The 24,279-nt window shown below is 59.4% G+C and carries 29 protein-coding genes and 1 tRNA gene; 13 read left to right on the forward strand and 17 right to left on the reverse strand.

Annotated features, from left to right (window positions below; genetic code table 11):
- Nucleotides 1-44 precede the first annotated feature (44 nt).
- The 10 genes from BTE54_RS17980 to BTE54_RS18025 form a co-directional block, all read right to left on the reverse strand.
- Nucleotides 45-731: a transcription termination/antitermination NusG family protein gene (locus BTE54_RS17980; RefSeq protein ID WP_078053406.1), complete on the reverse strand. Its 687-nt coding sequence runs from the start codon at nucleotides 729-731 to the stop codon at nucleotides 45-47.
- Complete coding sequence (locus BTE54_RS17985) at nucleotides 721-1,989, reverse strand: helix-turn-helix domain-containing protein (RefSeq protein WP_078053407.1); 1,269 nt, start codon at nucleotides 1,987-1,989, stop codon at nucleotides 721-723. The genes BTE54_RS17980 and BTE54_RS17985 overlap by 11 nt, the downstream gene beginning before the upstream one ends.
- Nucleotides 1,989-2,282 carry a hypothetical protein gene (locus tag BTE54_RS17990; protein WP_078053408.1) on the reverse strand — a complete coding sequence of 98 codons (294 nt, stop codon included), beginning with the start codon at nucleotides 2,280-2,282 and terminating at the stop codon, nucleotides 1,989-1,991. Before BTE54_RS17990 ends, BTE54_RS17985 begins: the two co-directional genes overlap by 1 nt.
- On the reverse strand, nucleotides 2,279-2,920 hold the full coding sequence (locus tag BTE54_RS17995) for a hypothetical protein (protein ID WP_245316648.1): 642 nt from the start codon (nucleotides 2,918-2,920) through the stop codon (nucleotides 2,279-2,281). Before BTE54_RS17995 ends, BTE54_RS17990 begins: the two co-directional genes overlap by 4 nt.
- The gene (locus tag BTE54_RS18000; protein ID WP_143240738.1) at nucleotides 2,917-3,468 is read right to left on the reverse strand and encodes a hypothetical protein; all 552 of its coding nucleotides are present in this window, start codon (nucleotides 3,466-3,468) and stop codon (nucleotides 2,917-2,919) included. The genes BTE54_RS17995 and BTE54_RS18000 overlap by 4 nt, the downstream gene beginning before the upstream one ends.
- Nucleotides 3,465-3,845: a DUF4031 domain-containing protein gene (locus BTE54_RS18005; protein WP_078053410.1), complete on the reverse strand. Its 381-nt coding sequence runs from the start codon at nucleotides 3,843-3,845 to the stop codon at nucleotides 3,465-3,467. Before BTE54_RS18005 ends, BTE54_RS18000 begins: the two co-directional genes overlap by 4 nt.
- The gene (locus BTE54_RS18010; RefSeq protein WP_198939186.1) at nucleotides 3,842-5,227 is read right to left on the reverse strand and encodes an SAM-dependent methyltransferase; all 1,386 of its coding nucleotides are present in this window, start codon (nucleotides 5,225-5,227) and stop codon (nucleotides 3,842-3,844) included. Before BTE54_RS18010 ends, BTE54_RS18005 begins: the two co-directional genes overlap by 4 nt.
- Entirely contained in the window at nucleotides 5,227-5,478 is a 252-nt protein-coding gene (locus BTE54_RS18015; protein ID WP_078053411.1) for a hypothetical protein, read from the reverse strand. Before BTE54_RS18015 ends, BTE54_RS18010 begins: the two co-directional genes overlap by 1 nt.
- Nucleotides 5,475-5,972: a hypothetical protein gene (locus tag BTE54_RS18020; protein WP_078053412.1), complete on the reverse strand. Its 498-nt coding sequence runs from the start codon at nucleotides 5,970-5,972 to the stop codon at nucleotides 5,475-5,477. The genes BTE54_RS18015 and BTE54_RS18020 overlap by 4 nt, the downstream gene beginning before the upstream one ends.
- Before the next feature lie 209 nt (nucleotides 5,973-6,181).
- Entirely contained in the window at nucleotides 6,182-6,400 is a 219-nt protein-coding gene (locus BTE54_RS18025) for a helix-turn-helix domain-containing protein (RefSeq protein WP_078053413.1), read from the reverse strand.
- A gap of 94 nt (nucleotides 6,401-6,494) precedes the next feature.
- Between BTE54_RS18025 and BTE54_RS18030 the strand changes: the two genes are divergently transcribed.
- From BTE54_RS18030 to BTE54_RS18050, 5 genes are all read left to right on the forward strand, one after another.
- Nucleotides 6,495-7,064, forward strand: a complete 570-nt coding sequence (locus BTE54_RS18030; protein WP_078053526.1) for a S24 family peptidase — start codon at nucleotides 6,495-6,497, stop codon at nucleotides 7,062-7,064.
- Nucleotides 7,065-7,253: 189 nt separating this feature from the next.
- Entirely contained in the window at nucleotides 7,254-7,445 is a 192-nt protein-coding gene (locus BTE54_RS18035) for a hypothetical protein (protein WP_078053414.1), read from the forward strand.
- 59 nt (nucleotides 7,446-7,504) lie between these two features.
- Nucleotides 7,505-7,732 carry a hypothetical protein gene (locus BTE54_RS18040; RefSeq protein ID WP_143240739.1) on the forward strand — a complete coding sequence of 76 codons (228 nt, stop codon included), beginning with the start codon at nucleotides 7,505-7,507 and terminating at the stop codon, nucleotides 7,730-7,732.
- The gene (locus BTE54_RS25325) at nucleotides 7,729-7,983 is read left to right on the forward strand and encodes a hypothetical protein (protein WP_078053416.1); all 255 of its coding nucleotides are present in this window, start codon (nucleotides 7,729-7,731) and stop codon (nucleotides 7,981-7,983) included. The genes BTE54_RS18040 and BTE54_RS25325 overlap by 4 nt, the downstream gene beginning before the upstream one ends.
- Nucleotides 7,984-9,072 carry a tyrosine-type recombinase/integrase gene (locus BTE54_RS18050; RefSeq protein ID WP_078053417.1) on the forward strand — a complete coding sequence of 363 codons (1,089 nt, stop codon included), beginning with the start codon at nucleotides 7,984-7,986 and terminating at the stop codon, nucleotides 9,070-9,072.
- Between the two features lie 100 nt (nucleotides 9,073-9,172).
- Here the strand turns inward: BTE54_RS18050 and BTE54_RS18055 are convergent.
- Nucleotides 9,173-9,257 (reverse strand) — tRNA-Leu (locus BTE54_RS18055).
- A gap of 295 nt (nucleotides 9,258-9,552) precedes the next feature.
- On the opposite strand from BTE54_RS18055, the gene uppQ reads away from it, so the two are divergent.
- The gene (uppQ, locus tag BTE54_RS18060) at nucleotides 9,553-10,182 is read left to right on the forward strand and encodes a polysaccharide biosynthesis GNAT family N-acetyltransferase UppQ (RefSeq protein ID WP_078053418.1); all 630 of its coding nucleotides are present in this window, start codon (nucleotides 9,553-9,555) and stop codon (nucleotides 10,180-10,182) included.
- Between the two features lie 55 nt (nucleotides 10,183-10,237).
- Here the strand turns inward: uppQ and BTE54_RS18065 are convergent, their stop codons facing one another.
- From BTE54_RS18065 to secA, 5 genes are all read right to left on the reverse strand, one after another.
- The gene (locus tag BTE54_RS18065) at nucleotides 10,238-11,509 is read right to left on the reverse strand and encodes a GNAT family N-acetyltransferase (RefSeq protein WP_065657099.1); all 1,272 of its coding nucleotides are present in this window, start codon (nucleotides 11,507-11,509) and stop codon (nucleotides 10,238-10,240) included.
- Between the two features lie 8 nt (nucleotides 11,510-11,517).
- Nucleotides 11,518-12,933, reverse strand: coding sequence for a Wzx-type polysaccharide biosynthesis protein UppV (gene uppV, locus BTE54_RS18070; RefSeq protein WP_078053419.1), 1,416 nt, complete (start codon nucleotides 12,931-12,933; stop codon nucleotides 11,518-11,520).
- A 57-nt stretch (nucleotides 12,934-12,990) separates the two neighbouring features.
- Nucleotides 12,991-14,193 (reverse strand): glucans biosynthesis protein MdoC, encoded by a 1,203-nt coding sequence (gene mdoC / locus BTE54_RS18075; protein WP_078053420.1) that lies wholly within the window; start codon nucleotides 14,191-14,193, stop codon nucleotides 12,991-12,993.
- Nucleotides 14,194-14,274: 81 nt separating this feature from the next.
- The gene (locus tag BTE54_RS18080; protein WP_078053421.1) at nucleotides 14,275-15,168 is read right to left on the reverse strand and encodes a DMT family transporter; all 894 of its coding nucleotides are present in this window, start codon (nucleotides 15,166-15,168) and stop codon (nucleotides 14,275-14,277) included.
- A 135-nt stretch (nucleotides 15,169-15,303) separates the two neighbouring features.
- On the reverse strand, nucleotides 15,304-18,021 hold the full coding sequence (secA, locus tag BTE54_RS18085) for a preprotein translocase subunit SecA (protein WP_078053422.1): 2,718 nt from the start codon (nucleotides 18,019-18,021) through the stop codon (nucleotides 15,304-15,306).
- A 242-nt stretch (nucleotides 18,022-18,263) separates the two neighbouring features.
- Here secA and BTE54_RS18090 point away from each other — a divergent pair, with 242 nt between their 5' ends.
- The 6 genes from BTE54_RS18090 to BTE54_RS18115 all read left to right on the forward strand — a co-directional run bounded on the left by BTE54_RS18090 (nucleotide 18,264) and on the right by BTE54_RS18115 (nucleotide 22,442).
- Nucleotides 18,264-19,133: a peptidylprolyl isomerase gene (locus tag BTE54_RS18090; RefSeq protein ID WP_078053527.1), complete on the forward strand. Its 870-nt coding sequence runs from the start codon at nucleotides 18,264-18,266 to the stop codon at nucleotides 19,131-19,133.
- Nucleotides 19,134-19,226: 93 nt separating this feature from the next.
- On the forward strand, nucleotides 19,227-20,468 hold the full coding sequence (argJ, locus tag BTE54_RS18095) for a bifunctional glutamate N-acetyltransferase/amino-acid acetyltransferase ArgJ (RefSeq protein ID WP_078053423.1): 1,242 nt from the start codon (nucleotides 19,227-19,229) through the stop codon (nucleotides 20,466-20,468).
- Between the two features lie 18 nt (nucleotides 20,469-20,486).
- Nucleotides 20,487-21,263 carry a GNAT family N-acetyltransferase gene (locus tag BTE54_RS18100; protein ID WP_065657103.1) on the forward strand — a complete coding sequence of 259 codons (777 nt, stop codon included), beginning with the start codon at nucleotides 20,487-20,489 and terminating at the stop codon, nucleotides 21,261-21,263.
- Entirely contained in the window at nucleotides 21,260-21,673 is a 414-nt protein-coding gene (mutT, locus tag BTE54_RS18105) for an 8-oxo-dGTP diphosphatase MutT (RefSeq protein WP_003522547.1), read from the forward strand. The genes BTE54_RS18100 and mutT overlap by 4 nt, the downstream gene beginning before the upstream one ends.
- A gap of 171 nt (nucleotides 21,674-21,844) precedes the next feature.
- The gene (locus BTE54_RS18110) at nucleotides 21,845-22,159 is read left to right on the forward strand and encodes a hypothetical protein (RefSeq protein WP_065657104.1); all 315 of its coding nucleotides are present in this window, start codon (nucleotides 21,845-21,847) and stop codon (nucleotides 22,157-22,159) included.
- A 70-nt stretch (nucleotides 22,160-22,229) separates the two neighbouring features.
- The gene (locus BTE54_RS18115; protein WP_078053424.1) at nucleotides 22,230-22,442 is read left to right on the forward strand and encodes a Flp family type IVb pilin; all 213 of its coding nucleotides are present in this window, start codon (nucleotides 22,230-22,232) and stop codon (nucleotides 22,440-22,442) included.
- 18 nt (nucleotides 22,443-22,460) lie between these two features.
- Here BTE54_RS18115 and BTE54_RS18120 read toward each other — a convergent pair whose 3' ends face one another.
- Complete coding sequence (locus BTE54_RS18120) at nucleotides 22,461-23,342, reverse strand: methyltransferase domain-containing protein (RefSeq protein WP_078053425.1); 882 nt, start codon at nucleotides 23,340-23,342, stop codon at nucleotides 22,461-22,463.
- A gap of 143 nt (nucleotides 23,343-23,485) precedes the next feature.
- Between BTE54_RS18120 and BTE54_RS18125 the strand changes: the two genes are divergently transcribed.
- Complete coding sequence (locus BTE54_RS18125; protein ID WP_065657106.1) at nucleotides 23,486-24,277, forward strand: ComF family protein; 792 nt, start codon at nucleotides 23,486-23,488, stop codon at nucleotides 24,275-24,277.
- Nucleotides 24,278-24,279: the final 2 nt, after the last annotated feature.

Here is a 24,279-nt window from a genome sequence, read left to right on the forward strand (position 1 = left end):
ACGCGCTTGCACAGGATCAGCAGATCATCCTGCAATATCCATATTCACAACTTCTCGAGCAACGCAAGAGAGGTTTCGACAGGCGTGAGCGCACCAAACATCTCTACGACGATGATAGCTCCGCTCGCGATCCGCTCCCCGTCAAGCACCTTATCCTTGCGCAACTTGGTGACATGGCCGATGAAACCGGCGAACGGACCGCTGCTAAACCGGACCGTATCACCGCGCCGAAAGCTCTTGCAGTGCTCCGTATCAAGGTCATGCTCTTGAGTACCGAAGAGCTTGAAACGATTCATTTCCTCGTCTGATACACGATGCGGCTCAATCATTCCGCCGACGAAGCCCGCCACACCCTCCAACCGGGCAATACCGCAGACTGCGGCGGGAGAATAAACCATGTTGACGAGCACATAACCGGGCATCATCGGGCGCATAACATCGTGGATGACGCGACCGCGAGCGACCTGTTTACCGCAATTCTCCATGGGCAAAAAAGTTTTCACACCGGCTTTGCTAAGGGCGTCTTCAACAGCTTTTTCCGCCTTATGCTTCGTCTCCACCACGAACCATTCGTGTTTCCCCGGCTGATTCTCCGCCGCCATGGAAAGCATGGTGACGTTGAGTCGCTTCGTGTTCTGCATCTGGTCGAACAGAGACGCAAAACGCGAAAGGTCATAAAGCTCCGGGTTGATCGGCTTGCTGGCGGCATAAATCTTCACGTTATGCATCATTGATGCGTCCCTCGCTGATGGTGGAAAGAAATTTGGAAAGCGCGGCATCAACTGCCGTTTCGAGATCGTCAGCCCCGTCATCGACCGGGGGGAAGTATACCCATTCGGGCGGATGCTCGATAAAGGGCCAGCCGTTGCGCTCATGCAGGTGCTTCCAAGCTGCGAACAGATCGCTGTCGCGGTGCACCTGCCGGAAGTCCTGCACCAAGGGGAGAAGCGAGAGCGAAGTGTTGAAAGGCTCGCGGCGACGGGCAAGGTCGCGCATGGTGTTGACGAGTGGCCAGCCATTGTCACGGCGCTTTTCGAACATAAGCTGTTCGCGGGAAATCATGCCCTTGGCGATACGGGTTTCGTCAAAGCTGGTCACATACAGCAGGCCGCTCGCCTCTTTCGACAACGCCTCAAACCGCGTTCCCATCCAGAGCTTGCCGCAGACCTTGGCAATGCCATGGGCGTTGATCGGCTCAGCAAGAACATGTTCCGGCAGGTCGCGCCAGTGACGGTTTTTGAGGTAGACCGCTGCGGCCATCAGGTCGGCAGGCTTGGCCCAACGAAGATAGGCGGGCGTCCGCTCCACGCACTCGGTCCGATCTTCCGGGGAAAGAGCGAACCACGCGTTGCGGGCATATTCGACATCACCCTTTTTCCACGTCGCGAACCACAGCGTGAAAGCGTGCTCAATCTTTTTTCGATCAACCTTTTTCAAAACTCCCTCATCCGCGCCAGCGGCTGGAGAGTTCTCTGGAATGTTAGTTGGAAGATTCTTATCTTGGTGGAACTCCTCCACCACCTTCCGGTCGTCATTTCCACCACCTTCGGGAACGATTTCCACCACCTTGGCGACGGAACGCGGTGGAACAGGTCCACCACCTTCGGCGGCGCGGGCATGGTCGGAACGTGGTGGAGGATTTCCACCACCTTCGTTATCTTCGCTGCTGGCGGCATTGCCGGTAAGGTCGCGCCCCGGCCAGCGCGCAACATATTCGTTCCGCTTCCATTTCTGGCCGCGAAAACCGTGTTGCGTGACGACAATCCAACCGCTCTCTTCGGCGATTTCGAGGTGTTTCAGGACGGTTTTCTTGTCGAGGCCCGTCAGGTCCACCAGTTCCGAAATCGGCGGATAGCAGGAACCGCCGGTCGCATCCATTTTCAGGCCAAGCGTATGCAGCACAAGGCGCGTGATCGGCGGCAGGCCGGATTTACCGACCGCGTGACGCCAAGACCATGCGCGCGACATTGCGCCGTGATCCGGTTCCATCACTTTGCACCGCCTTTCCGCACCACGTCGCGCAGGAAAGAACGCACGGCATGGACGCCGAGAACGACCGTATGCGGCAATCCCCCGTCCGGCAGGCGTGTGGCGTTAATGGCTGCAAATTCCACGTCCAGCGCGTCCACGCCGAGCGTGAAATGCGCTTCCTGCAAGACACGGCGGATTGTGGCGTGGTCGCGGTAGATGACGCCCTGCGGGGCGCGCAAAAGCCAGTCCGCGCGCGCCGCGTCCGTCTCGCAGTCCGCCAGAATTTCAACGATGGGCATGAGGTCGGTCATCGGCTGATTTCCCGCTCTACCTTGCGCGCCAGAGCGCGGTAGCTGTCCATCGCCTTGCAGAGATCACCATGCGCCCGGCGCTGGTCAGCAGCGGCCTTTTCGGCGCGCGCGGTCGCTTCCTCGCAGGCGAGGAACGCACCTTCCACCAACTTTGTCTCTTTCAGGAAGTCGTCATAAAGCGGGTTCGAGCCTGCCGGGCCGAAGAACTGGTCGCGGACCTGCGCCACCCAATCGCGCGGCACGCCCAAATCCTTCGCCACGGCAGAATCCGTCCAGGGGGATTTGTAGGCGTCCTTGGCGTAAACCTCATCCAGCTTGTCGTTGATAATGCGCCGGTCCTCGCGGCTCATTTCACGGGGCTTGTCTGCAATCGTCGCTACCGTGTCCACCATGGCTTTTTGTCCTTTACGCTTGGCCGGGGCGGCGTGGATCGGGCAGAAATCCTTGCGCGGATTGCTGCCGACCACCCATCCCTTGTTCTGAAAATGTTGTGTTGCCGCGATTGGCGGCTTGCGATTGACCCCGGTTTGATGCGGGAAGTAGGCGACAGCACCGCAGCAGGCGCATGTGATCTGCATGGCCTTCGTGGACTTGTCGCCGTAGGTGATGGAAACTTCTGGAAAGATGCGGTCGCTCACCGGGAACCCCCTCTTTTCCACGCCTCGAAGTCCTTCCGAAAATGCAGGAAGGCAGCTTGCGCGCGCGGGTCGTTGTCGATTTCTTTTTTGCTGGAAATGGCGAGGATGCTTTTCAACCGGGTGTCCGCCTGCGCCTTGTCGCGCACCGGTCCGCCCGCGCCCTTGATTTCAAGAAAGCGCTGGAAGGTGCGGTCGGAAAGCAGCATTGCGGCCTGCGCCGCGTACTTTTTCCGCACGGCGGCAGTCTGCTGCGCCTCTACCTGCTTTTTCAGCTTCCGAACGGCATCAGATGCCCGTCCGATCAGGCCCAAGAGAAACGCGAGGTTTTCCGCCGCGCCGCAAATCAGGTCGCGTTCGTCCGGCAGGGCGTCGGCATGCAGCGTGCAGATAAGCGCCTCATCACCCGTCGAACGGCGGGCGATGACTGCGATATTGTTCCCGCGTGGCTCGAAAGCCCATACGTCGCCATCGATGCGCGCCGAAAGGTAGCGCAGGCGATCAACGGCTTTTAGCTCGCGAGCGCGGGCAGGATCGACAAGGCCCGTCACCGCACACCGCCTTGCCGCGCGCGAATACATTCAATCGTGGCTAATCGCGCCCGCGCGGCCTGCGCTTCATCCTCATTCCCGGCAGCAAGGGCACCGGCAAGCCGCAGCTTGGCCGTATGAATGACCGGACCAAACCTGTCAGTCTCGATAGCCCCAAATTTGACCGCAAGGGCGCGTTTCGAAAGTGCGATATCGAAATGAACCCAACTGGCATTTCGATGTTTGCCAAACGAAAGAACAGGATGCCCCTGAATCCATTTGCGCTGCACGCTAATGCGGTCCGCCATGGCAAGCAGTTCATTATCCGAATCCGCCCACATGTGACACATGACCATGTTGCCAAAAGGCGCACGCATGTCGTCGACATAAACGCTCATGCTGCCTCGCTTTCCGCCGTAACGGCGGGTTGCTGAGGCTGGTAATCCTTCCAGTCCACGCGGCGGACAATGGTGGCGCTGCCGTAGTTTCCGGCCTCGTCACGTTCCCAAACGAACCACGCCGTGTTCATGCGGCTGCTGGCTTTGTTTCCGTCCCATCCGTCGCGGTGCATCATCGGGAGGCGGCGCTTGAAAACGTAGACGCGTGCGGGCGGGCAATCGTCCATGACGAAATTCCGGTCATCGTCCGCGAACCCGCACAAGAAATTCAGATTGAGCAAAAGCGCCATCTTGCGGGGCTGGTAGACCCGCAGGGCATGGGCCACAAAGGCATTCAGCACGTCGCCGTAAGGTGGATTGGTGACGATATCGTATGAACCGACTTCTTGCGGCTGCGAGGTCAAAAAGTCCTGCACCGACTGCAATTCGCCGTTGCTGTCCGCCGTGCCGTAGTCGTTGATATCGGCCAGCACTACGCCGTAGTGAAACGCTTCCAGCATCCGCGAGATTGCACCGCGCCCGCAGGCGGGTTCAAGAACGCACGCGGTGAATTCCTCCAGCGCCAGCAGCGTAAACATCGCTTCCGGTGGCGTCTCGTAGAGGTTAGCCCCGCGCTCTTCCTTTGTGGCGCTGGCCGTGCCGACCGCCGCGCGAAGATTGGCCTTCGTCGGTTCCAGCCCGGCAGCAAGCCGCGCCTGAATGGCTCGTTCGACAATGCCGGGTTCGCGATGCTCCGCCGCTGCGAGCTTGCGGGCTTCGTGAATTTCTTTGTAAGACAGTCCGGCATCATCGACAGAAAAAACCTTTCCATCGGGAAGGTTTTTCGGCCTGCCTCGCGTGGCGGCTTCGCCCGCCGCCTGCGCTTCGTCCCATTTATCGGCAATGAGGATTTTCGCGCGGGCTTCGATCAAGAGGGCGTCGGCCTGCATGCGCCGAGCCTTGGCAATCAGCTTTTCCGTTGCGCCGATCTGTTCCGCAAACTGTGCGGCAGTCTTGGCCTGATTATAGGCGACCGACGCGACGATGCGGGCATTGATGATGTCGCCATCGTCCAGAAGCGCCCGCGCTCGTTCCACCGTGGCAACCAGTCCCGACGCATCGGCAACCGGCACCACGGCACTTTCTGTTTCGCGTTCCGGTATGTCGCCCGGCTCCGCAATGCCTTCCAGCATGGCAAGCATTTCGCGGGCGCGGTCGGTCGGGTAGTAGGTCTTGCCGTCCTTCTTGTCCCGCGTCAGGTAACCGTTGCTAACGGACTTATTCGCGCTGATACCCTGCTGCTGCGATTCGACTGTCACTACACCATCGCGAACGGCGGTGGTAATGATCGCAAGAGCGTTCGGGCCGGGCTTGGGAAGCTTGACTTGCTTGTAAGGGGCCATCAGTGCGACCTCATCAAACGGTCAAGGTACGCCTGCCCCAAGCCGGTAAGCTTGGCAGTCTCTCCATCGGCGGTAATGTGAAGATAGCCGCAGTTGCGGCATTCTTCGGCGACGATATGGTAAGCGAGTCCAAGAGCGGACAAATCCAACTTGCCGCCCTCGCATTTCACATGCCGCAAAAAGCCCCTTGCACGTTCGGACAAGGGGCGCTTCATCAGTTCGGTGATAGCCGGATCGGTCTGGCGCTTCATTCCGCACCCCCGACGACGCTAAGCCCGACCTTGTGACCGCCCTTAGCTTTCACACTGGCGAGGGCCTTTCGAAACGCGGCCAGACCGGCTTCCAGTTCCGCCGCGTCACGGTCCATTTTGGTCGCTTCGGCTGGCGTCACCACCATGTCGGCAATCGCAACCGCGCCGCCGGAAATCAGATCGCCAGCCTTGCGGACCATTTCGGAATAGGTGACGACGACGCACTGTTCGGCGGCGCGCTCATTTTCCGGGTCGGCCAGCCGCCGCCCGTTAAGTTCCGCCATCGCAGAGGTGACGACCGGCACGCCGCATTCGCTTTCCAGCGCATAGACAGCGTGCAGCGGCATCAATTCTGGGTCGGTCGCATTGTTCATGCGCCCGATGTGGCTTTTCGAAATCGAGGAAATTTCCGCTGCACGCTCGATACCGCCCACGAGGCGGATAAGGTCACGTTGCGCGGCTTTGATGCGGTGAAACCATGCGTTTGAAATCATAAGACAATACCTTTCCCGCGCCGGGAAAATCCCGGCGTTTTTCCCGTGGTGGGAATTGTTTGGAGATGAGAGTTTCAGGGCGTCAGGAAGTTACGGAGGCCCGCATGAAAAACGAGAGTTGCCCGCGCCGGGCGAGAAGAAGGAAAGCGCACCGGCGCGGGTCGCAGCAGGCCGGGAGGATTGGCCGCGCGAAAGCGAATCGGAGCCGTTCATTCGGCGGCCTGCTTCGGTATTTGAAAGAAATAGCTGTCATTCCACACGATCTCGCGCTCAAAAGCAGCGCTACGGATAGCGCGCATTTCTTCGAGAGAAGGCGCAACCCCGCCTTCCCAACGGGAGACAGTCGACTGCGCAACGCCCAAGATTGCAGCGAAGTCAGACTGACTGACAGCAAAGAGTGTCTTTCTAATATGCCGAATTTCGTTCATGCGCGCATATTATGCGCAAACAGATATTTTGCAACGCCAAAAATATCCGCAAACAGATTTTTGTCGGATGGTGTAATAGATTATGCGTAAACGCATGGACACAGCAAAACAAATTGCCGAACTCTTAGCGCTTAAACACTGGAACCAGATGAAACTTGCGACGCACTTTGGTGTGTCGCAGTCCACGGTCCATCGTTGGAAGGCGGGCGCTGACCCCGAAGGCCCGCACCGTGATGCGATTCGAGAGTTGCACGCCAGAGAGTTTGCGGACCCAATGTTGCAGCCTAGCCGGCGCGTTCCCTTGAAAGGCAAGGTGGGGGCGGGACAAGAAGTCTATGCTATTGATGATGGTGGGCACGATTACGTTGAAGCCCCTGCCGGGTCTCGCCCGGAAACTATCGCTGTCGAAGTTTCAGGGCAATCGATGTTCCCAGCGTACGAAGAGGGCACGCTATTGTATTATTCTAAGCTGTTGCCACCCTCCGATATGGTTAATCGGCGAGCTGTCGTTCAACTCGCGGACGGTAGGATCTTCGTGAAGATTATCCGCCCTGGAAGTTCGCCAGACACATGGACGCTCAGCAGCATAAATGCGCTTTACCCTGATATGACTGACGAAATGGTCGAATGGGTAGCGCCCATTGACTGGATTAAACCAAGGTAAGATTTTATCATATCCGCGACAGCTATTATCTTTATGCTTTCGCGGATTTTTTATTTACATTTATATCCGTTTGCGCATATTATCCGTATGGTCTGGTCGTCATGCCCTTGGTGGTTCGGACAGACGGCCGGGCAGCACACCCTCTAAATTCGAAGGTGCTGCCCGGCTCCCTATAGATGGAGACAACAAATGCATATCAATACATCGAACGAAACCGAACTGACCCACGCGATGGCGGAGGCTATTCAGCGCGTTGGCGAAGGCTGCACGAAAGCCGACCTGCGGGAATGGTTCACGGCTGAGGAAATCAATCGCTGCGGCGATGCAGCTATTGCGCGGTTCCACGACATGCGCGTGCAAGACGCACGCGTTGCAGCTTGAGACGTCCGCTCCGGTTTCCGCCTCGCCCGAGGCGGTTTCCAGAACGGATGGAGACAGCCTTGATCCAGATTTCACCCATGAATCCGGCAAAACGCCCACAGCAGCCAACGCCGCCCTATGGTCGGTTCTTTCTGGCCTGTGCTTGCGCCCTCCTGATCCTCGCCATCATCGGCGGCGCGGCGCTTTGCGCCACGGACCAAGCAACTTACACCGCTCGCGAGCTTGAAGAAGCCATGAGGGCTCTTGACCTTCAAGCCACCGAGCTTTTGACGGAGGGCATGCGATGACAGCCGCCGCCGAAGCGAGACCTACAGGCGCCTGCCCATTGCCGCCCGTTCTCGGGTTGAGCCGTGAACAGGCCGCTGCCTACATCGGCGTTTCCAAATCCCTGTTTGACGAAATGGTAGCCGATGGCAGAATGCCGAGGCCGAAGAAGGCTAATAGCCGTACCATTTGGGACAGGCGGTCACTCGAAAGAGCGTTTAGCCGCTTGCCGGGAGGGGAGGGCGACGAAAACGAGGAATGGGATTTCGCGTAAATGCCCAAGAAATTTGCAAAGAAATATGTAGTCGAAGATCGAACCGGAGGCAGTCTCCGGTTTTATTTTCGGCGGAAAGGCCAACCAAAAATCCGGTTGCCGGGCTTGCCTGGCACCGACGAATTCAACGCGGCTTACTACGCGGCGTTGGAAGGTGTCCAGAAAGAGGAAATCACCGGCCCGAAGATGGCGGGGAAGGGGACATTCCGCTGGCTGTGCCAACTCTATTTTCAGAGTGCGGAGTACAAGCAACTGGACAGCAAGACCCGCTATCGCCGCAAGCTGATTGTTGAGGCGATGTGGAAAGAGCCGATCAAGAAGGGGGATAAAAAACTTTTTGAGGACGTGCCAGTTTCTGCGTTCACGCCAAAGGCAGTTCGCGTCCTGCGGGACCGGAAGGCAGAAACGCCAGATGCAGCCAATAGCTGGCTTAAATCGCTGCGCGCGATATTCGCGTGGGCAACAATGCCTGCTGTGGAGTTGTGTGCGGTCAATCCGGCCCGCGATATCCCGTACTTCAAAACCGGATCGGAAGGCTATCATTCTTGGACTGCGGATGAAGTCGACCAGTTCATCGCGAAACATCCTATCGGGACGAAAGCCTATCTGGCCTTGATGTTGATGCTTTATACAAGCCAGCGCCGTAGCGATATCGTGCTGTTCGGAAAGCAGCATATGACAAAGGGCTGGCTGCGCTTCGTCCAGGAGAAGGACAAGAAGCGAAAACCACGCAGGTTGGAAATGCCGCTGCATCCCAATCTTGTCAAGGCAATCGAGGCCGGCCCATGCGGCGAACTGACGTTACTTGTCACCGAGTTCAATAAGCCCTTCACGTCGAACGGGTTTGGCAACTGGTTTCGGAAAAGATGCAATGAAGCCGAGCTTACGCATTGCAGCGCCCACGGCCTGAGAAAAGCCGCAGCTGCACGACTGGCAGATCGCGGCGCGACGGAACATCAGATTATGGCAATCACCGGCCATACAACATCGAAAGAGGTAATCCGCTACACCAAGGCGGCTCGCCAAAAAGTGCTCGCGAAGAGCGCTGTAAAGCTCATGGATCAGGCTGTAGATGACAGCGACGACTGACCAAAAGAGGAACAAAAGTGTCCAACTTTTCTAGGTGGTGTGAACTACTTGGACACTTCGGAACAGAAAACCTAAGCAAATCAATGTGATTTTTAGGTAATGGTACCCCAAGCCGGGATCGAACCAGCACTCCTTTCGGAACCGCATTTTGAGTGCGGCGCGTCTACCAATTCCGCCATTGGGGCAACGGTGGTAATGCCACGGCGTCTATCATGCTCAAGGCCATGCGTGCAACCCCAAAGCTGACTTATCCTTTTGAATTCCGCCTGTTTGCACGGGCGGTTTTCCGTCTTTGCCGGGCCGTCGATCAAACTGGTGCGGCCGGTGGCTGTGCCGGATCGCGACACTTGCAGTTGCGGCATTAGGATAATATTAGGCACCTCTAATAAATTGGAATATACGCAATTACTAATTGAATTATGATGTCAGCGTGGAGTTTCCACGCGGGGCGGGAATGGCCAAACTCATAGGGAGGAAATTATGAGGGCTTTTTCTCGCAATTTATTACTGTCCGCCTGCCTGATCCTGCCGATCAACGCCCATGCGCTGGATATCGGGATCGGTGGCGAGAATGGGGTTAACGCCAGTGTTGGCGACAATGGCAGTGGCGGGCTCGGGGTCGATGCCTCCGTTGGCGGCAGCAGTGGCGTTAACGCCAGTGCGGATGTCGGCGGCAGGAGCGGCGGCGGGCTGGGTGCGGATGTCAACGCATCGGTTGGCGGCAGCAATGGGGTCAATGCGGATGTCAATGCATCCGTGGGCGGTTCCAGCGGCGTCAATGCCGGTGTGAACGCTTCCGTTGGCGGCTCGGATGGCATCAACGCCAATGTCGGGGCCAATGTGGGGGGCTCGAGCGGTGTCGGTCTCGGCGTTGGCGTCGGCGGCTCTGGTTCGACCGGCACGCCCGGAAATCCCGGCGGCAGCACCACCAATCCCGGCGGCTCGGGCACAGTGTCTCCGGGCGCGATGCGCAATGCCCTGCAAGCCTATAACGATATGTCGCGGACCGAGCAGATCAAGCTCGCCCGCCGTTGTGTCGATATTCTGGGCGGCGGATACGATGCGGCGCTGACGAAACTGTGCAAAATGATCCGGACGGCCTCGCGCTGAAGCAGGCTTTGCCCGTGTCAGAAAACTTCGAAGGGCGCCAACGGCGCCCTTCGGATCAATTGCCCTTGCGTCCAAAGGACAGAATTTTCTGCCGCAGGCTGCGGGCGAGGTTGCGGGTGTTGCGGTACATGTCCACCTGCGTGGAAACCTGACGCACATCCCGGTCACTGTTCTGGGCAAGCCCGACGACCAGCGTGCCCATTTCCTGACGCTCCTGCCAGAAGCGGCTCATGATCGGATGATCGGGCACGGCGCAGCTGTCGCTGCGCAGAATGTTGGCGTCATCCAGATGCCAGTCGGTCAGTTTCTGCACCAGCAGCTTGCCGGGAGAAAATTGCGCATAGCTCTCGTCGAAAGCGGTCTTCCACGTATAGGCCTCGCCCGCCGTGATGAACACCACCATGGAGGCGATGGCGCTGCCATTGAGATCGATGGTGTGGATACGCACCGCATCCGCTTCCGCCAGATTGGTGATCGCCTCGCGGGCGAAGGCGGCGCGATAACGGTCGTTGACCAGCGCGGTGCGTTTGCGGCCTTTCCAGCCGCTCGCCTCCAGCGCCAGAAACTCCTCCATGCGGTAACGCACGTCCGCTGGCTGCCGGGTAACGGTATAGGAGAGGGCCCCAAGTTTTTCGAGCTGCCGCCACTGCCTGTTCATTTCGCGCAAATGGTGCGGCGCAAGGGCGTTTCGCAGATAGGCCCTGCCATCGAGAAGGCTCTCCAGCATCGGCCGGTAATAATTGCCCGTCGTCGTCACCGGCAGGTTGCGGCTGAGCGCGATGGCTTTGAACATGCGGGCAAACGGCCCTTCCAGCCGAATATCCGGCAGAACCAGAACATTCGGCAGACGCATGTTGCTGTCGGAAAGCGCATCGAAAAGATTGTCGAGGGTTTCGGCAGCGCCTTCGGTGTCGACCAGCGGCGTGCCGAGCGGCCCGAATGGATTGGCCCAGACGCGAATGATGGAGGGACCGATGGAAAAGCCCGGCTTTTCCACGGTAAAGGGCATCAGGAAGCGCATGCGGCTTCTGGCGCCGTTCTCATCTCGAATGAGGGCGAAGCGCACGGACTTGTCCTCGATGCGCGGCATGGCGGGCGCGAGAAGCCTTCCGGTGAAGAAGACATTCGCCTCCATGACGCGGTTGGACAGAAAGTCGAGTTCTTCCTGCATGTCATAACCGAGCTGACCCGGATAGATGCAGAATTCCCGGCCATCGCGGCCCACGCGTCGGCTGCTGTCGGCCACGGGGCGGTCACGCTCCGCGGACGCCATCAGTGCCGCGATGCGCGGGTCCTGAAAATCCGGATTCTTTGGATCGCTGGACATGCTTATCGTTACACCGCCTTCCCAGTGTTTTGACCCGCCCGGGGATCGTTGAAGGCAAAAAGGACGATCCCGAGTGTGCGGCGAATGGCAATATGCAATAGCACAGCTTCTATGCACATGGCTATCGCCACCGCTGCTGCTGCCCCTGCCAGACCATAGACCGGAATGAGCGCCATGTTGAGTGCAATGTTGCAACCGAAGATGATAATATAAAGCACGACGCACAATTTTTGTTTGCCGGCCATGTTCAGCAATGTTTCCCCCGGGCCGATCAGCGCCTTGGCGAGGAAACCGGCGAAAAGGAAGAACATCAGCTCATAACCCTCAACGAAGCCGGGACCGAACAGCGACAGCAGGAACGGGCCGGCCAGAAGCACCACGCTGCCGACGCCGAGCGATGGCCAGAAGGCCCAGCGCGCGGCCTGGCTGGCGAAACCGGCGAGCCCCTGCCGGTCATTGGCCGACATGAGGGCGGCCAGGCGCGGGGCGGCGGCCGCCTGCACCGAGAAAAACACGAATTGCATCAGCACGATGGTCTTTGCAGCGGCAAAATAGATGCCCACCTGATCCGGCGGCAGATAAAGCCCGACGATCACCACATCGGAATTGGTCATCAGAAAACCGATGCCGTCGATCAGGAACATCGGGAAGGCGAACCTTATCCAGTGGCGGAAATGCACCCTGCGGGCCGTGCTGCGGAAATGCCGGTTGAGCCTGCGGTTCATGAAGGCGAAATGGAAAAGCGTGGTGACGTAGGTGGCAAGAAGGGCCGTCAGCATGGCCGTCGTTGCGGTTTTTTCCGCGCCGAGACCGATTGCCACCAGCATGAACAGCAGGATCAGCAGCGGGCGAACGATATAGGTGGGGCTGAGTGCGGAGACCGCCCAGCCATTGGCGCGCGCGGTGCCGTTCAGCACATCGCCCAGCGCAACCATCGGCAGGGTGAAAAGCGCGAGCGACACGGGAATGAGATAATAGGAGGCGATGCGCTCGCCGAAGAAATACAGGAAAACGAAACCGAAAATCGCAAGCGCGCTGGCCGAAAGCATGGCGAAGACCCGCGCCGTCGAGGTCAGCCCCATGATCTTGTCATGGGCATCCTCCAGACGATAGCCGGGTAAAAAGCGGATGACGGTGGTGTGAAAACCGAGACAGGAAAGATTGCCGAACAGGATCACCAGAACCCAGACGAAGGCGAACAGGCCATATTCGAATTCGCCCATCAGGCGGGCAAGAATGATCTGGGAAATGAAGGCTATACCGGCGCTGACGATGCGCACCGCAAACGCAACCAGCGCCATGCGCTGCGCGCGAGAGACCTCATCCCCGCCGGAAAGAACAACGGCGACTTTCGCTACCAGCGGCGAAAGCTTCGCGCGCAGGCCTGCGGGTAAGGCTTTTTCCGCCGTGTTGAGGATAGCCATGATCCACACGCCATCATTTCCAGTTGAATAGGCAGGCCGATCATACGCGCTTCATCCTTAACGAAGGGTTTGGGACGCGCCGGCTTGTGTGCCAATATCGTCCGCCACGCGTGGCTTGCGAATGCCGTTGAACAGGAAAAGGGCGAGCGGGCTGAGGCGTATCGCCTGATGCAGCATATAGGCCGCCGTCGTGGTGGCCGCGACGATGATGGTGAATTCCAGGATGGGCGGCAGCGCAATGAGGATGAAGAGCGTCCCGAACGCGTAGATCAGCGGATGGTGGAACAGGTAGATGGTGAAGGACGCATCCGTCATGCGTCTGGCAAGCCGGCTCGGCCTGTCGAAATAGCGGCAGGCGAGGTCTATCAACAGACGGCTTGCCGTCACCGCCGCAATTGTCGACACCAGCACCAGCAGGGCCGAATTCGACAAGGGATGTTGCAGGCGCAGGGTCACCGCCGTCGCGATGGCGCCCACCGCGATGACGCCGGTGAGAAGGCCCGTCTGGCGAAAGCGGTGAAAGAGGGCGCGGTCACGGTGCAGCAGCGCGCCAATGAGGAAGAATGGCAGGTAACGCGCATAGGGATCGGAAGCGCGTTCATAGAGAAAAAAGAGGCCGCTTCCGCTCTTTGCTGCAAGCTGGCCGGATCCGTAGATCATCAATTCCCACACAACAGGTACGAGGCAGAGCATTGCGAAAAACAGGGAGGTATGCCACTGCCGCAGGCTGCCGAACCAATCTCTCACATAGGCTACTGGCGGACGTTCCAAGAGAAACAGCAGGCCGGCAAGCAGGATCGAATAGAAGATAAGGGCCGGCAGGAACCATAGATGCATGATCCACTGTTCGCTCGGGCGCAGCAGGCCGGGCAGGCTCTCAAGCAGCCGGTCGGCCGGGATATCGCCTTTGGCGACGCGGGCCAGTTGCAGCAGGAAAAGCTGTGATGGCCCGAGCAGAAGGACCGCGATGCTAAAGGGCACGCCGAGGCGCAGGAAACGCTGTCTCAGCCAGCGCATCTTGCCCTTCTTGCCGATGACCATCGTGGAAAAATAGCCGGCCACCAGAAAGAATGCCGGCATGCGGAAGGTGACGAGTGCGGAACCCAGCGCGCTCAGAAGCGGGCTGGTGTCGAAATCCTTGATGTCCCATGGCAGGGCATAGCTGTAGAGGAGGGAGGCGTGATAGGGAATGCCAAGCAGCATGAGGAGCGCCCTTAGCGGGTCCCAGTAGTGCTCGTAGTCTGATTTGCCCGGTTGCATTTTTCCCTCGCGCCGCAGGCGCGATCCCGTGTGATCAGCAATGACCAGCACGACTATTGGTGGAAAACGCTAATAAACCCTTCACGCCCCGGAGGGTGTGGGCGGAGCCTTTTTCCTTGGCATGAGATCGAGGACCAGCGCACAGCCCAGAATGATGATGCCGGCGCCGAAAAGCTGGGGAAGCGAAAGCGGCTCATCCAGCACCAGCGCGCCGACGAGGACCGCAACGACGGTCACGGCGAATTCCACGCTGATCGCCCTGGTTGCGCCGATTGAGGAGACAAGCTTGAAATAGGTGATGTAGGTGAGGCCGCTCATGACCACCGCCTGTACGAGAAGATAACCGTAATCGATGAGGCGCGGTGCTCCGGGCAGGGGCACGGCCAGAAGAAGCGGCAATGTCATCAGCCCGCCCGTGAGAAAGGAGCCGATAGTGATTTCCCACGAACCCACGCCCTTGAGATAGCGGCTGGCATAGTTGCTGCCATAGGCGGCGCAGATGCAGGCGGCGAGGGCGGCGGCACAGCCGATGATGAAGCCGGTCGTGACGGGCACAGCAGGGAAGCCGACAAGCAGCAAGATGCCGCTAAAGCCGATGATGAGTCCGGCAAAGCCCTGTTTCGTCAGGCGTTCAAGTCCCCAGACCTGTGAGATGAGCATGGAAAAAAGCGGGATGGTGGCCACCAGAATGGCCGCCATGGCGGTGCCGACCAGCGGCGTCGCATAGGAGAGGCCGATCAACTGTCCCGCGACCGTTGTTGCGCCGACGACGGCGAAGGCGCGCCAGCTCGCGGAAAATGCAAGCTTTCGGCGCGCCGCAATCGCGATCAAAAACAGGGTGACGGCGGTGACCAGCGAACGGAGCGTGACCGCGCCGATCCAGCCGAAGGCCTCGACGACATGCAAAAGCAGCAGGAAGGACATTCCCCACGCGAGTGCGAGAAAAACATAAGCGGCAAAGTCGCGAGGGGCCATGAAAGCTTTTTCCGGAAGACGATCCGGCTCCCATATTGGAAATTGCCGATATCCGTCAACAGCGATCGAGGGGTGCAACGAAAATCGCCCGCAACCGAGGGTGCGGGCGATTTCGTTTGTCTGTCAGCAACTGCCTCAGGCCTGTTCGTAAACGCCGTGGCAGTGCTTGTATTTCTTGCCGGAGCCGCAGGGGCACATTTCGTTGCGGCCGATGCGACCCCAGGTGGCGGGGTTTTCCGGATCGCGATCCTCGGCCGGCACGAAGGCGGCGGGCGCGGCCTGTTGGCCCAGCGCCATTTCGTCTTCGCCCGTATTGGGGTCGAGATGATGCGCCGTCATTTCCGGCAGTTCCGGCTGCTGCGGTTCCTGCTGCACCAGTTCCACGCGCATCAGCTGGGCGGTCACGGCCTCGCGCAGATTGGCGAGCAGCGCCTGGAACAGTTCGAAGGCTTCCGCCTTGTATTCCTGCAGCGGGTCGCGCTGGGCATAACCGCGGAAACCGACGACGGAACGGAGATGGTCGAGGTTGACGATATGTTCGCGCCACAGATGGTCGATCGTCTGGAGAATGACCGAGCGTTCCACATAGGTCATTATCTCGGGGCCGAAACGTTCCGCGCGCTCGGCGGCGTATTTGTCGGCGGCCTCGGTAACACGCTCAAGAATATCGTCCTCAGCGATGCCTTCTTCCTTGGCCCATTCCTCCACCGGCAGGTCGAGGTTGAGGAACTGGGCGATGCCGGCCTTCAGGCCTGCAATATCCCACTGTTCCGCATAGGCATTTTCCGGAATATGCTTGGTGACGAGCGTTTCGATCACTTCATGGCGCATATCGGCTGCGGTTTCGCCGATATTGTCGGCTTCCATCAGCTCGAGGCGCTGTTCGAAGATGACCTTGCGCTGGTCATTCAGCACGTCGTCATATTTCAGAAGGTTCTTGCGGGTCTCGAAGTTGCGGGCTTCGACCTTCTTCTGGGCGCGTTCCAGCGCCTTGTTGATCCACGGATGGACGATTGCCTCGCCTTCCTTCAGGCCGAGCTTCTGAAGCATGCTGTCCATGCGCTCGGAACCGAAGATGCGCATCAGGTCGTCCTGGAGCGACAGGTAGAATTTCGAGCGGCCCGGGTCGCCCTGACGGCCGGAACGGCCGCGCAGCTGGTTGTCGATACGGCGGCTTTCGTGGCGTTCGGTCGCGATGACGTAAAGACCGCCGGCGGCAAGGGCCTTTTCCTTGAGAACCTTGATCTCGGCGCGGATAGCCGCTTCCTTCGCATCAAGCTCCGGACCCGGCTCCATGCCTTCGAGCTCGCGCTCAAGCCGCATGTCGACGTTGCCGCCGAGCTGGATGTCGGTACCGCGGCCGGCCATGTTGGTGGCGATGGTGACCGCACCCGGAACGCCGGCCTGCGAAACGATATAGGCTTCCTGCTCGTGGTAACGGGCGTTCAGGACCTGGAAATCGGAGAAGCCGGACTGACGCAGGAGATGGGCCAGAAGCTCGGATTTTTCGATGGAGGTCGTGCCCACCAGAACCGGCTGGCCGCGTTCATGCGCCGCCTTGATCTCGGTGATGATCGCCTGGAACTTCTCCTCGCCGGTGCGGTAAACCTCGTCGTCCTCGTCGATACGCTGGATCGGCAGGTTGGTCGGCACTTCGATGACGTCGAGGCCGTAAATGTTGCCGAATTCTTCCGCTTCCGTCGCGGCCGTGCCGGTCATGCCGGCCAGCTTTTCGTACATGCGGAAATAATTCTGGAAGGTGACGGAGGAAAGCGTCTGGTTTTCCGGCTGGATCTGCACCTTTTCCTTGGCTTCGAGAGCCTGATGCTGACCTTCGGAATAACGGCGGCCCGGCATCATGCGGCCGGTGAACTCGTCGATGATGACGATTTCGTCGTTGCGGACGATATAGTCCTTGTCGCGGGTGAAGAGCTTGTGGGCCTTCAGCGCATTGTTGATGTGGTGAACGATGGCGACGTTTTCGACGTCGTAAAGCGATTCGCCCTTCAGGAGGCCCGCCTGCCGCAGCAGGTTCTCGAGCTTCTCGGTGCCGTCTTCGGAGAAGTTGGCCGAGCGCTGCTTTTCATCGATTTCGTAATCTTCCGGCGTCAGCAGCGGAATGAAGGCGTCGATGGTGTTGTAAAGGTCGGAACGGTCGTCCAGCGGGCCGGAAATGATCAGCGGCGTGCGCGCCTCGTCGACCAGGATCGAGTCGACTTCGTCGACGATCGCGTAGTTGTGGCCGCGCTGAACCATCTGGGCGCGGTCATATTTCATGTTGTCGCGCAGATAGTCGAAGCCGAGTTCGTTATTCGTCGCGTAGGTGATGTCGCAGGCATAGGCCTCGCGGCGCTGGTCGTCGTCCAGCCCGTGGACGATCACGCCGGTCGTCAGGCCGAGGAAGCCGTAGAGCCTGCTCATCGTGGCCGCGTCGCGCTTGGCGAGATAGTCGTTGACGGTAACGACATGCACGCCCTTGCCGGCAAGGGCGTTGAGGTAGACCGCAAGGGTCGCCACCAGCGTCTTGCCTTCACCGGTCTTCATTTCGGCGATGGCGCCTCCATGCAGAATCATGCCGCCGGTCAGCTGCACGTCGAAGGGGCGCATATGCAGAACGCGGCGCGACGCTTCACGGGCGACGGCGAAAGCCGGGATCAGCAGGTCGTCCAGCGTCTTGCCGTCGGCAAGCTGCTGGCGGAACTCAGCGGTCTTGGCCGCCAGCGCTTCGTCGGAGAGCGCCTTGGTGGCTTCTTCCAGCGCATTGATGGCTGTGATCTTGCTTTTATAGGAGCGGACGCGGCGGTCATTTGCCGAACCGAACAACTTGCGGGCTATTCCGCCGAGACTGACCATCTTACTGGCCCTTTCTGAAATTCCGTTTTGCCGGGCGCTTTTCTCCGTCACGCCGATTTCAGCATAAATGACGGACTTCGCCCTTCAACGTATCTGGACGCGAGGTTGCGTGACAGATAAGAGGGGGGGCAAATGATGTCAACGGTTCTGCCCGTTACAGAATGGCCACAATCCGGTGTTTGGAAGTTTTTTCAGAGCCGGAAACCATGTCTGGAGCCGGCATTGTCCCCGAAAGGTTCAAAATGTTGCGCTATAATAAAATTGCGGCTGCGGTGATTGTGGTCACGCTCGGCCTCCAGCTTCCGGCTTTCGCACAGGAAGACAAGGTTGTCGCCAAGGTCGGCGATCTGGAAATCCACCAGTCCGAACTCGACCTCGCCATGAGCAACCTCGACCCGCAGCTCGCGCAGCTTCCCGATGAGCAGAAGAAGGTTGCAGCCCTTTCCGGCGCGATCGACGTCAAGCTTCTGGTGAAGAACGCCAGCGCCGAAGGTCTGGAAAAGACTGAAGATTTCAAGAAGCGCATGGAATTCATCCAGGACCGTGAGCTGCACAACGCCTATTTCCGCAAGCACGTGGTCGATGCCGTTACCGCTGACGAAGTAAAGGCTCGCTACGACAAGGAAGTCGCAGCTCTGCCGCAGGAAGAGGAAATCAAGGCCGCGCACATTCTCGTCGCCAGCGAGGACGAAGCCAAGGACATCATCAAGCAGCTTGATTCGGGCAAGGATTTCGCCGCGCTCGCCAAGGAAAAGTCGACCGATTCCAACAAGGATGACGGCGGCGATCTCGGCTGGTTCGGCAAGGGCCGCATGGTGCCGGAATTCGAAGAAGCCGCTTTCGGTCTCGAAAAGGGCGCCTTCACCAAGGCTCCGGTGAAGACCCAGTTCGGCTTCCACGTCATCAAGCTGGAAGACAAGCGCATCGCACCGCCGCCGGCTTTCGAGCAGGTCGAGCCGCAGGTTCGTCAGCTTGTCATGCGTGACAAGTACGTTGCCCTCATCGAGAAGGCAAAGGCCGACCAGAAGATTGAAATCATGGATGAGACGCTGAAGAAGGGCTACGACGAAGCCACGAAGGAACAGCAGGCTCAGCCGCAGCCGCAGCAGTAAGAATTACCCTTGTTATGGGGCGGCTTTAAAGGCCGCCCCGTTTCATCTCTGGCATTTCCATACTTCCCATTTCCAGAATTTCAGGCGCTTCCAATGTCCGTTGCCGTTTCTCCGCTCGCTCCGAAATCCTATCCTGACATGCCTGCGCTGCGCGGCGTTCGCATGGCGACGGCTGCCGCCGGCATCAAGTACAAGAACCGCACCGACGTTCTGCTGATGGTGTTCGACAAGCCGGCAAGCGTCGCCGGCGTCTTCACCAAATCGAAATGCCCTTCCGCCCCGGTCGATTTCTGCCGCGCCAATCTGGGCGGCGGCGTGGCGCGCGCCGTGGTGGTCAATTCCGGCAATGCCAATGCCTTTACCGGCGTCAAGGGCAAGGCCGCGACCGAATTGACGGCGAAATCCGCCGCCGCTGCCGTTGGTTGCTCCGAGGGCGAGGTCTTCCTGGCATCGACGGGCGTGATCGGCGAGCCGCTGGATGCTTCGAAATTTGCCGGCGTTCTCGGCGACATGAATGTCAGGGCGGAAGCCGATTTCTGGCAGGAAGCCGCCAAGGCGATCATGACGACCGACACCTATCCCAAGGTTTCGACCCGCACCGCCGAGATCGGCGGCGTGATCGTGACGATCAACGGCATTTCCAAGGGTGCTGGCATGATTGCGCCGGATATGGCGACGATGCTCTCTTTCGTTGTGACGGATGCGGATATCGAGCCCGCCGCCCTGCAGTCGCTGCTGTCTGCCGGTGTTGGCCCGACATTCAATTCCGTGACGGTCGATAGCGACACTTCCACCTCCGATACGTTGATGCTGTTTGCGACAGGTGCTGCCGCTGAAGACGGCCAGGTGAAGGTAACGAGCGCCAACGACGAGCGCCTTGCCGGCTTCCGCGCCGCGCTGAACGATCTTCTGAAGGACCTTGCCTTGCAGGTGGTTCGCGATGGTGAAGGCGCGCGCAAGATGGTGGAAGTCACCGTAACGGGTGCGGAAAACGATGCCGCCGCCAAGAAGATTGCCCTTTCCATCGCCAATTCGCCGCTGGTGAAGACCGCGGTTGCCGGCGAAGACGCCAATTGGGGCCGCGTCGTCATGGCCGTCGGCAAGTCCGGCGAAGTGGCCGACCGTGACCGCCTCGCCATCTGGTTCGGCGGCGTGCGCGTGGCCGTCAACGGCGAGCGCGACCCGGATTATTCGGAAGCGGAAACCAGCGCGGTGATGCGTCTCGAAGACATTCCGGTAAAGGTGGATATCGGCCTCGGTCAGGGCACTGCCACCGTCTGGACCTGTGATCTGACGAAAGAATATGTTGCGATCAACGGCGACTATCGGAGCTGACCGTTGGAGCCGAAGAGAATGCAGGACAATAAGGCCGTCAATCTGCCGCTGGTTCGCCGTCTGGAAGCCGTCAGCTTCCGGGCATGGCCTGCCTCGTCGGTGATTTATGACGGTAGCTGGCAAATCCGCCTGACGGGCTCGCACCCCTCCAAGCGCATCAACTGCGTGGTGCCGCTCGACCCGTCCGATTACGGAAACAGCGCGGTGCGGCTGGAAAAGGCGCGCAAGCGTTTTGAAGATTTCGGCCGACCGCTGGTGGTGCGCGAAACGACGCTGATGCCGCCGCAGCTGAGAGAATTTCTCTCGAATGACGGCTGGTCCGTGTTCGAAGAGGTCACGGTCATGACGGCCGATCTCTCTGGCATGGAGCTGCCCGAAACGCTGGTCAGCCTGCCGAGCCACGATATCGGCCGTTTTGTCGAGGCGAGCATCAAGGTCAGCGATAGCGACCCGGCGCTGCGCCCGGCAATTGCGGAAATCGTCAGTTCCATCAAGCCGGCGCTCGGCCTCTTCATCAATGAGGAAGTGGAAGGCAATCCGCTCGCGACCGTGATCTGCGTGCAGGATAATGACCTTGCCGGCATCATCTCCCTCGATGTCGAAAAGTCGCAGCGTAAAAAGGGCCTCGGCACGCAGGTTTTGTCGTCGGCACTGCGCTGGGCAAGAATCAGCGGCGCAAAAACCGCCTGGCTGCAGGTGGTTTCCACCAATGCGCCGGCGATCGCCCTTTATCAAAAATTCGGGTTCTCCGAGGCCTATCGTTATCGTTACTGGCGCAAGGGAGCCGGCGAATGAGCGAGGCAGGCAAAAAAATCCTGCTGGTCGCCGCCTGCGCCCTTCTCGATCAGGATGGCCGCATTCTTCTGGCGCAGCGTCCGGAAGGCAAGTCGCTTGCGGGCCTGTGGGAATTTCCGGGCGGCAAGGTGGAGCATGGCGAGACGCCGGAGGAAACCCTTGTTCGTGAACTGGACGAGGAGCTGGGTATCAAAACCAAGGTCGCTTGCCTCGCACCGCTGACATTTGCCAGCCACACCTATGAGACCTTTCACCTCCTGATGCCGCTTTATGTGTGCCGCCGTTATGAGGGCATTGCACACGGCCGGGAAGGGCAGGCGATTAAATGGGTGAAGCCGCAGGCACTGCGCGATTACCCCATGCCGCCGGCCGATGAGCCGCTCATCCCCTTCCTGCAGGATCTGCTATAAAATCGGGAAGCCCCCGAGGTCCTCGCGTATTATCCCGTCACAGCTTCGTGAAAATGCCCCGTTTGCAGCGCTTTGCCGTGCCAAAACGGGGCTGTGTTAAGAGATCGTTCAGCACCCTCTGGCAGATTGTTAAGCTAAAGAAGCGGTAAACTGCGCGAGACGAGGTTGCTCATGAACGAGGATTTCTGGAAGACGGTGGAAGGTCGTCACTTGTATTCCCACAAATCCCGTCGCACCGGCGTACTCAATGTGGCGCTGCTTTTCGGCACGGCGGTTATCGCGCTCTCACTCATCGTCACTCCCATGCTTGCCGGAAAATCCTCCACGCGGGTGGCGCAGTTTCCCGATAATTACGACATGATCAGCACGGGCTCCATCAAGAAGACCGATGTGGGCAAGACCTATTCCATCCGTCGCAGCATCACCCAGCCAATGCCGGAAATGCCCTGCGTGGTCAGGGGTTATAGCAACGAGAGCGGTTGCTGATCGTTTACCATCAAAGATAACGGATTCCTCACATCGCCGACCTAGGATAGAGTTGATTTCAACAGGGCAGATGCCGGTTGTCGCAACGCACCGGATGGCGGATGGGGAATATCCTGTGCTGCATTTTTTTATCAATTTTTGCAAAAGCGAAGACGGTGCGACAGCGGTTGAATACGGCTTGATCGCCGGGCTGATTTCCGCCGCCCTCATCGCTGGCGCAGGCAGCATAAGCAGCAATATCAATGCCGTGTTTCAGTTCATCGTAGACACTTTGGCGAGTTGAAGCCTTTCGGCTGATCGCTCAGGACAGCTTCACCTCGGTTGTCCTTAAGGCATCGGCAAGCCGCACCTTGGCGGAGCCGGGTTTCAGCGGTTTCTGCTGGCTTTCGTGCGGCGCCCAGCCCGATACATAGATGATGGAAAATGTCGCCCTTATCCGCCCGTCAGGATCGGAATATCGTTCGGCGTAAAGCTCCGCCGCGCGCAGGAAAAAGGCGCGGTTGAGCGGCTTTCTGCTGCGGCTTGCCAGCGGATTGGCCATGCCCATGGCGCGCAGGTCGCGCATCAGCGGGAAAATCGAATCGTAACGCACGGTGTAGCTTTCCGCATCGGTCACGGGGAGCGCAAAGCCGGCGCGCTGCAAAAGCGCGCCGACATCGCGGACATCGGCGAAGGGAATGACGCGCGGGCTGGCGCCTCCGGTCAGTTCCGCCTCGGCGGTCAGCAGCACGTCGCGCAGTTCCTGCAGGGTGCCGCTGCCGGGAATGGCGCCGAGAAACAGGCCGTCCGGTTTCAATGCCCGCCGGATCTGGATCAGCGCGCCGGGCGTATCATTGGTCAGATGCAGGGCAAGCGGTGAAACGATGAGGTTGGCGGAGGCCTCCTCGAGCGGCAGATGTTCCATGGAAGCGGCGTCGGGAATATTCGCATCCGTCGCAAAACAGCTCTCGGTTTCGATACGGCGAATGGTATCCACCTTGCCGGTCTCCGCCAGCCGCCGGGCGGTGACGCCGGTGCCGCCGTGAAGTTCGATTGCGGTCTCGAACTGGCGCTCGACGATGGCAAGCCTGTCGGCCAGCTCTTCGGCCGCCATATCGAGAAGAAACAGGGCCTTGTCGTCGCGCTGGTTCCACGCCCGGCGACGGTTTTGTTCGATCAGGGCCTGGTCAAAGAGAATATCCATCATCTTGCCTGCTCGGCCTCAAACGCCTTTGGGATCGGCGGGCCGTATCGTTGGTCTCATGCCGTTTTGGGCACCGTTTTCCCGGTGTCGGGAAGGAACTATCGCTCTCGCAAAGGCACCCGTTCGGCGGTAAAGTCAACCTCATGGGTGCTGGTGAAAGTCTGTTTTCGGTTTTGCTGTCTAAGTCTGCGGCCGTGTCGGCGGCGGCGGGAGACATGTGGCGTGCGGTCTTCCGCATGGTCTACCCGCCAACCTGCGCGGGCTGCACCCGCATGACCGGCGGCGAGGGCGCCTTATGCGCGGATTGCTGGTGGGATGTGGCCTTTATCGATCGCCCTTTTTGCGAGGTTCTGGGCATTCCCTTCGCGCGGGACCACGGAGATGGTTTCGTCAGCGCGCAGGCGATTGCCGAACCGCCGCCTTTTGACCGGCTGCGCGCCGTTGCAAGCCATGAGGGAACCGCCCGCAAGCTGGTGCACCGGCTGAAATATCAGGACCGGACCGATCTCGCCCGCCTGATGGCGCTGTGGATGCTGAGGGCAAGTGACGGAACGGTGGATGCCTGCGATTGCATCGTGCCCGTTCCATTGCATCGCAACCGCTTCCTGCGCCGCCGTTTCAATCAATCCGCCGAGCTAGCGCGGCATCTGGCCAGGGCCTCCGGCAAGCCCTTGCTTGCCGGCACGCTGCTGCGCGTGAAGCCGACAGAGCGGCAGGTGGGGCTTTCCGCACTCGCCCGGCGGGATAATGTGCGCGGCGCTTTCGCGCTCGCACCCGGCCGGGAAACAGATGTTCATGGCAGGCGCGTGGTGCTGGTGGACGACGTCTATACCACTGGTGCGACGGTGGGTGCGGCAAGCCGCGCCCTGCGCAGGGCCGGTGCCGCGGATGTGACGGTTTTGACCTTTGCAATGGCCATTTCCGGGCCTATATGAAA

The organism is Agrobacterium sp. YIC 4121, from assembly GCF_002008205.1.
In the GTDB taxonomy this organism is placed as follows: domain Bacteria; phylum Pseudomonadota; class Alphaproteobacteria; order Rhizobiales; family Rhizobiaceae; genus Agrobacterium; species Agrobacterium leguminum.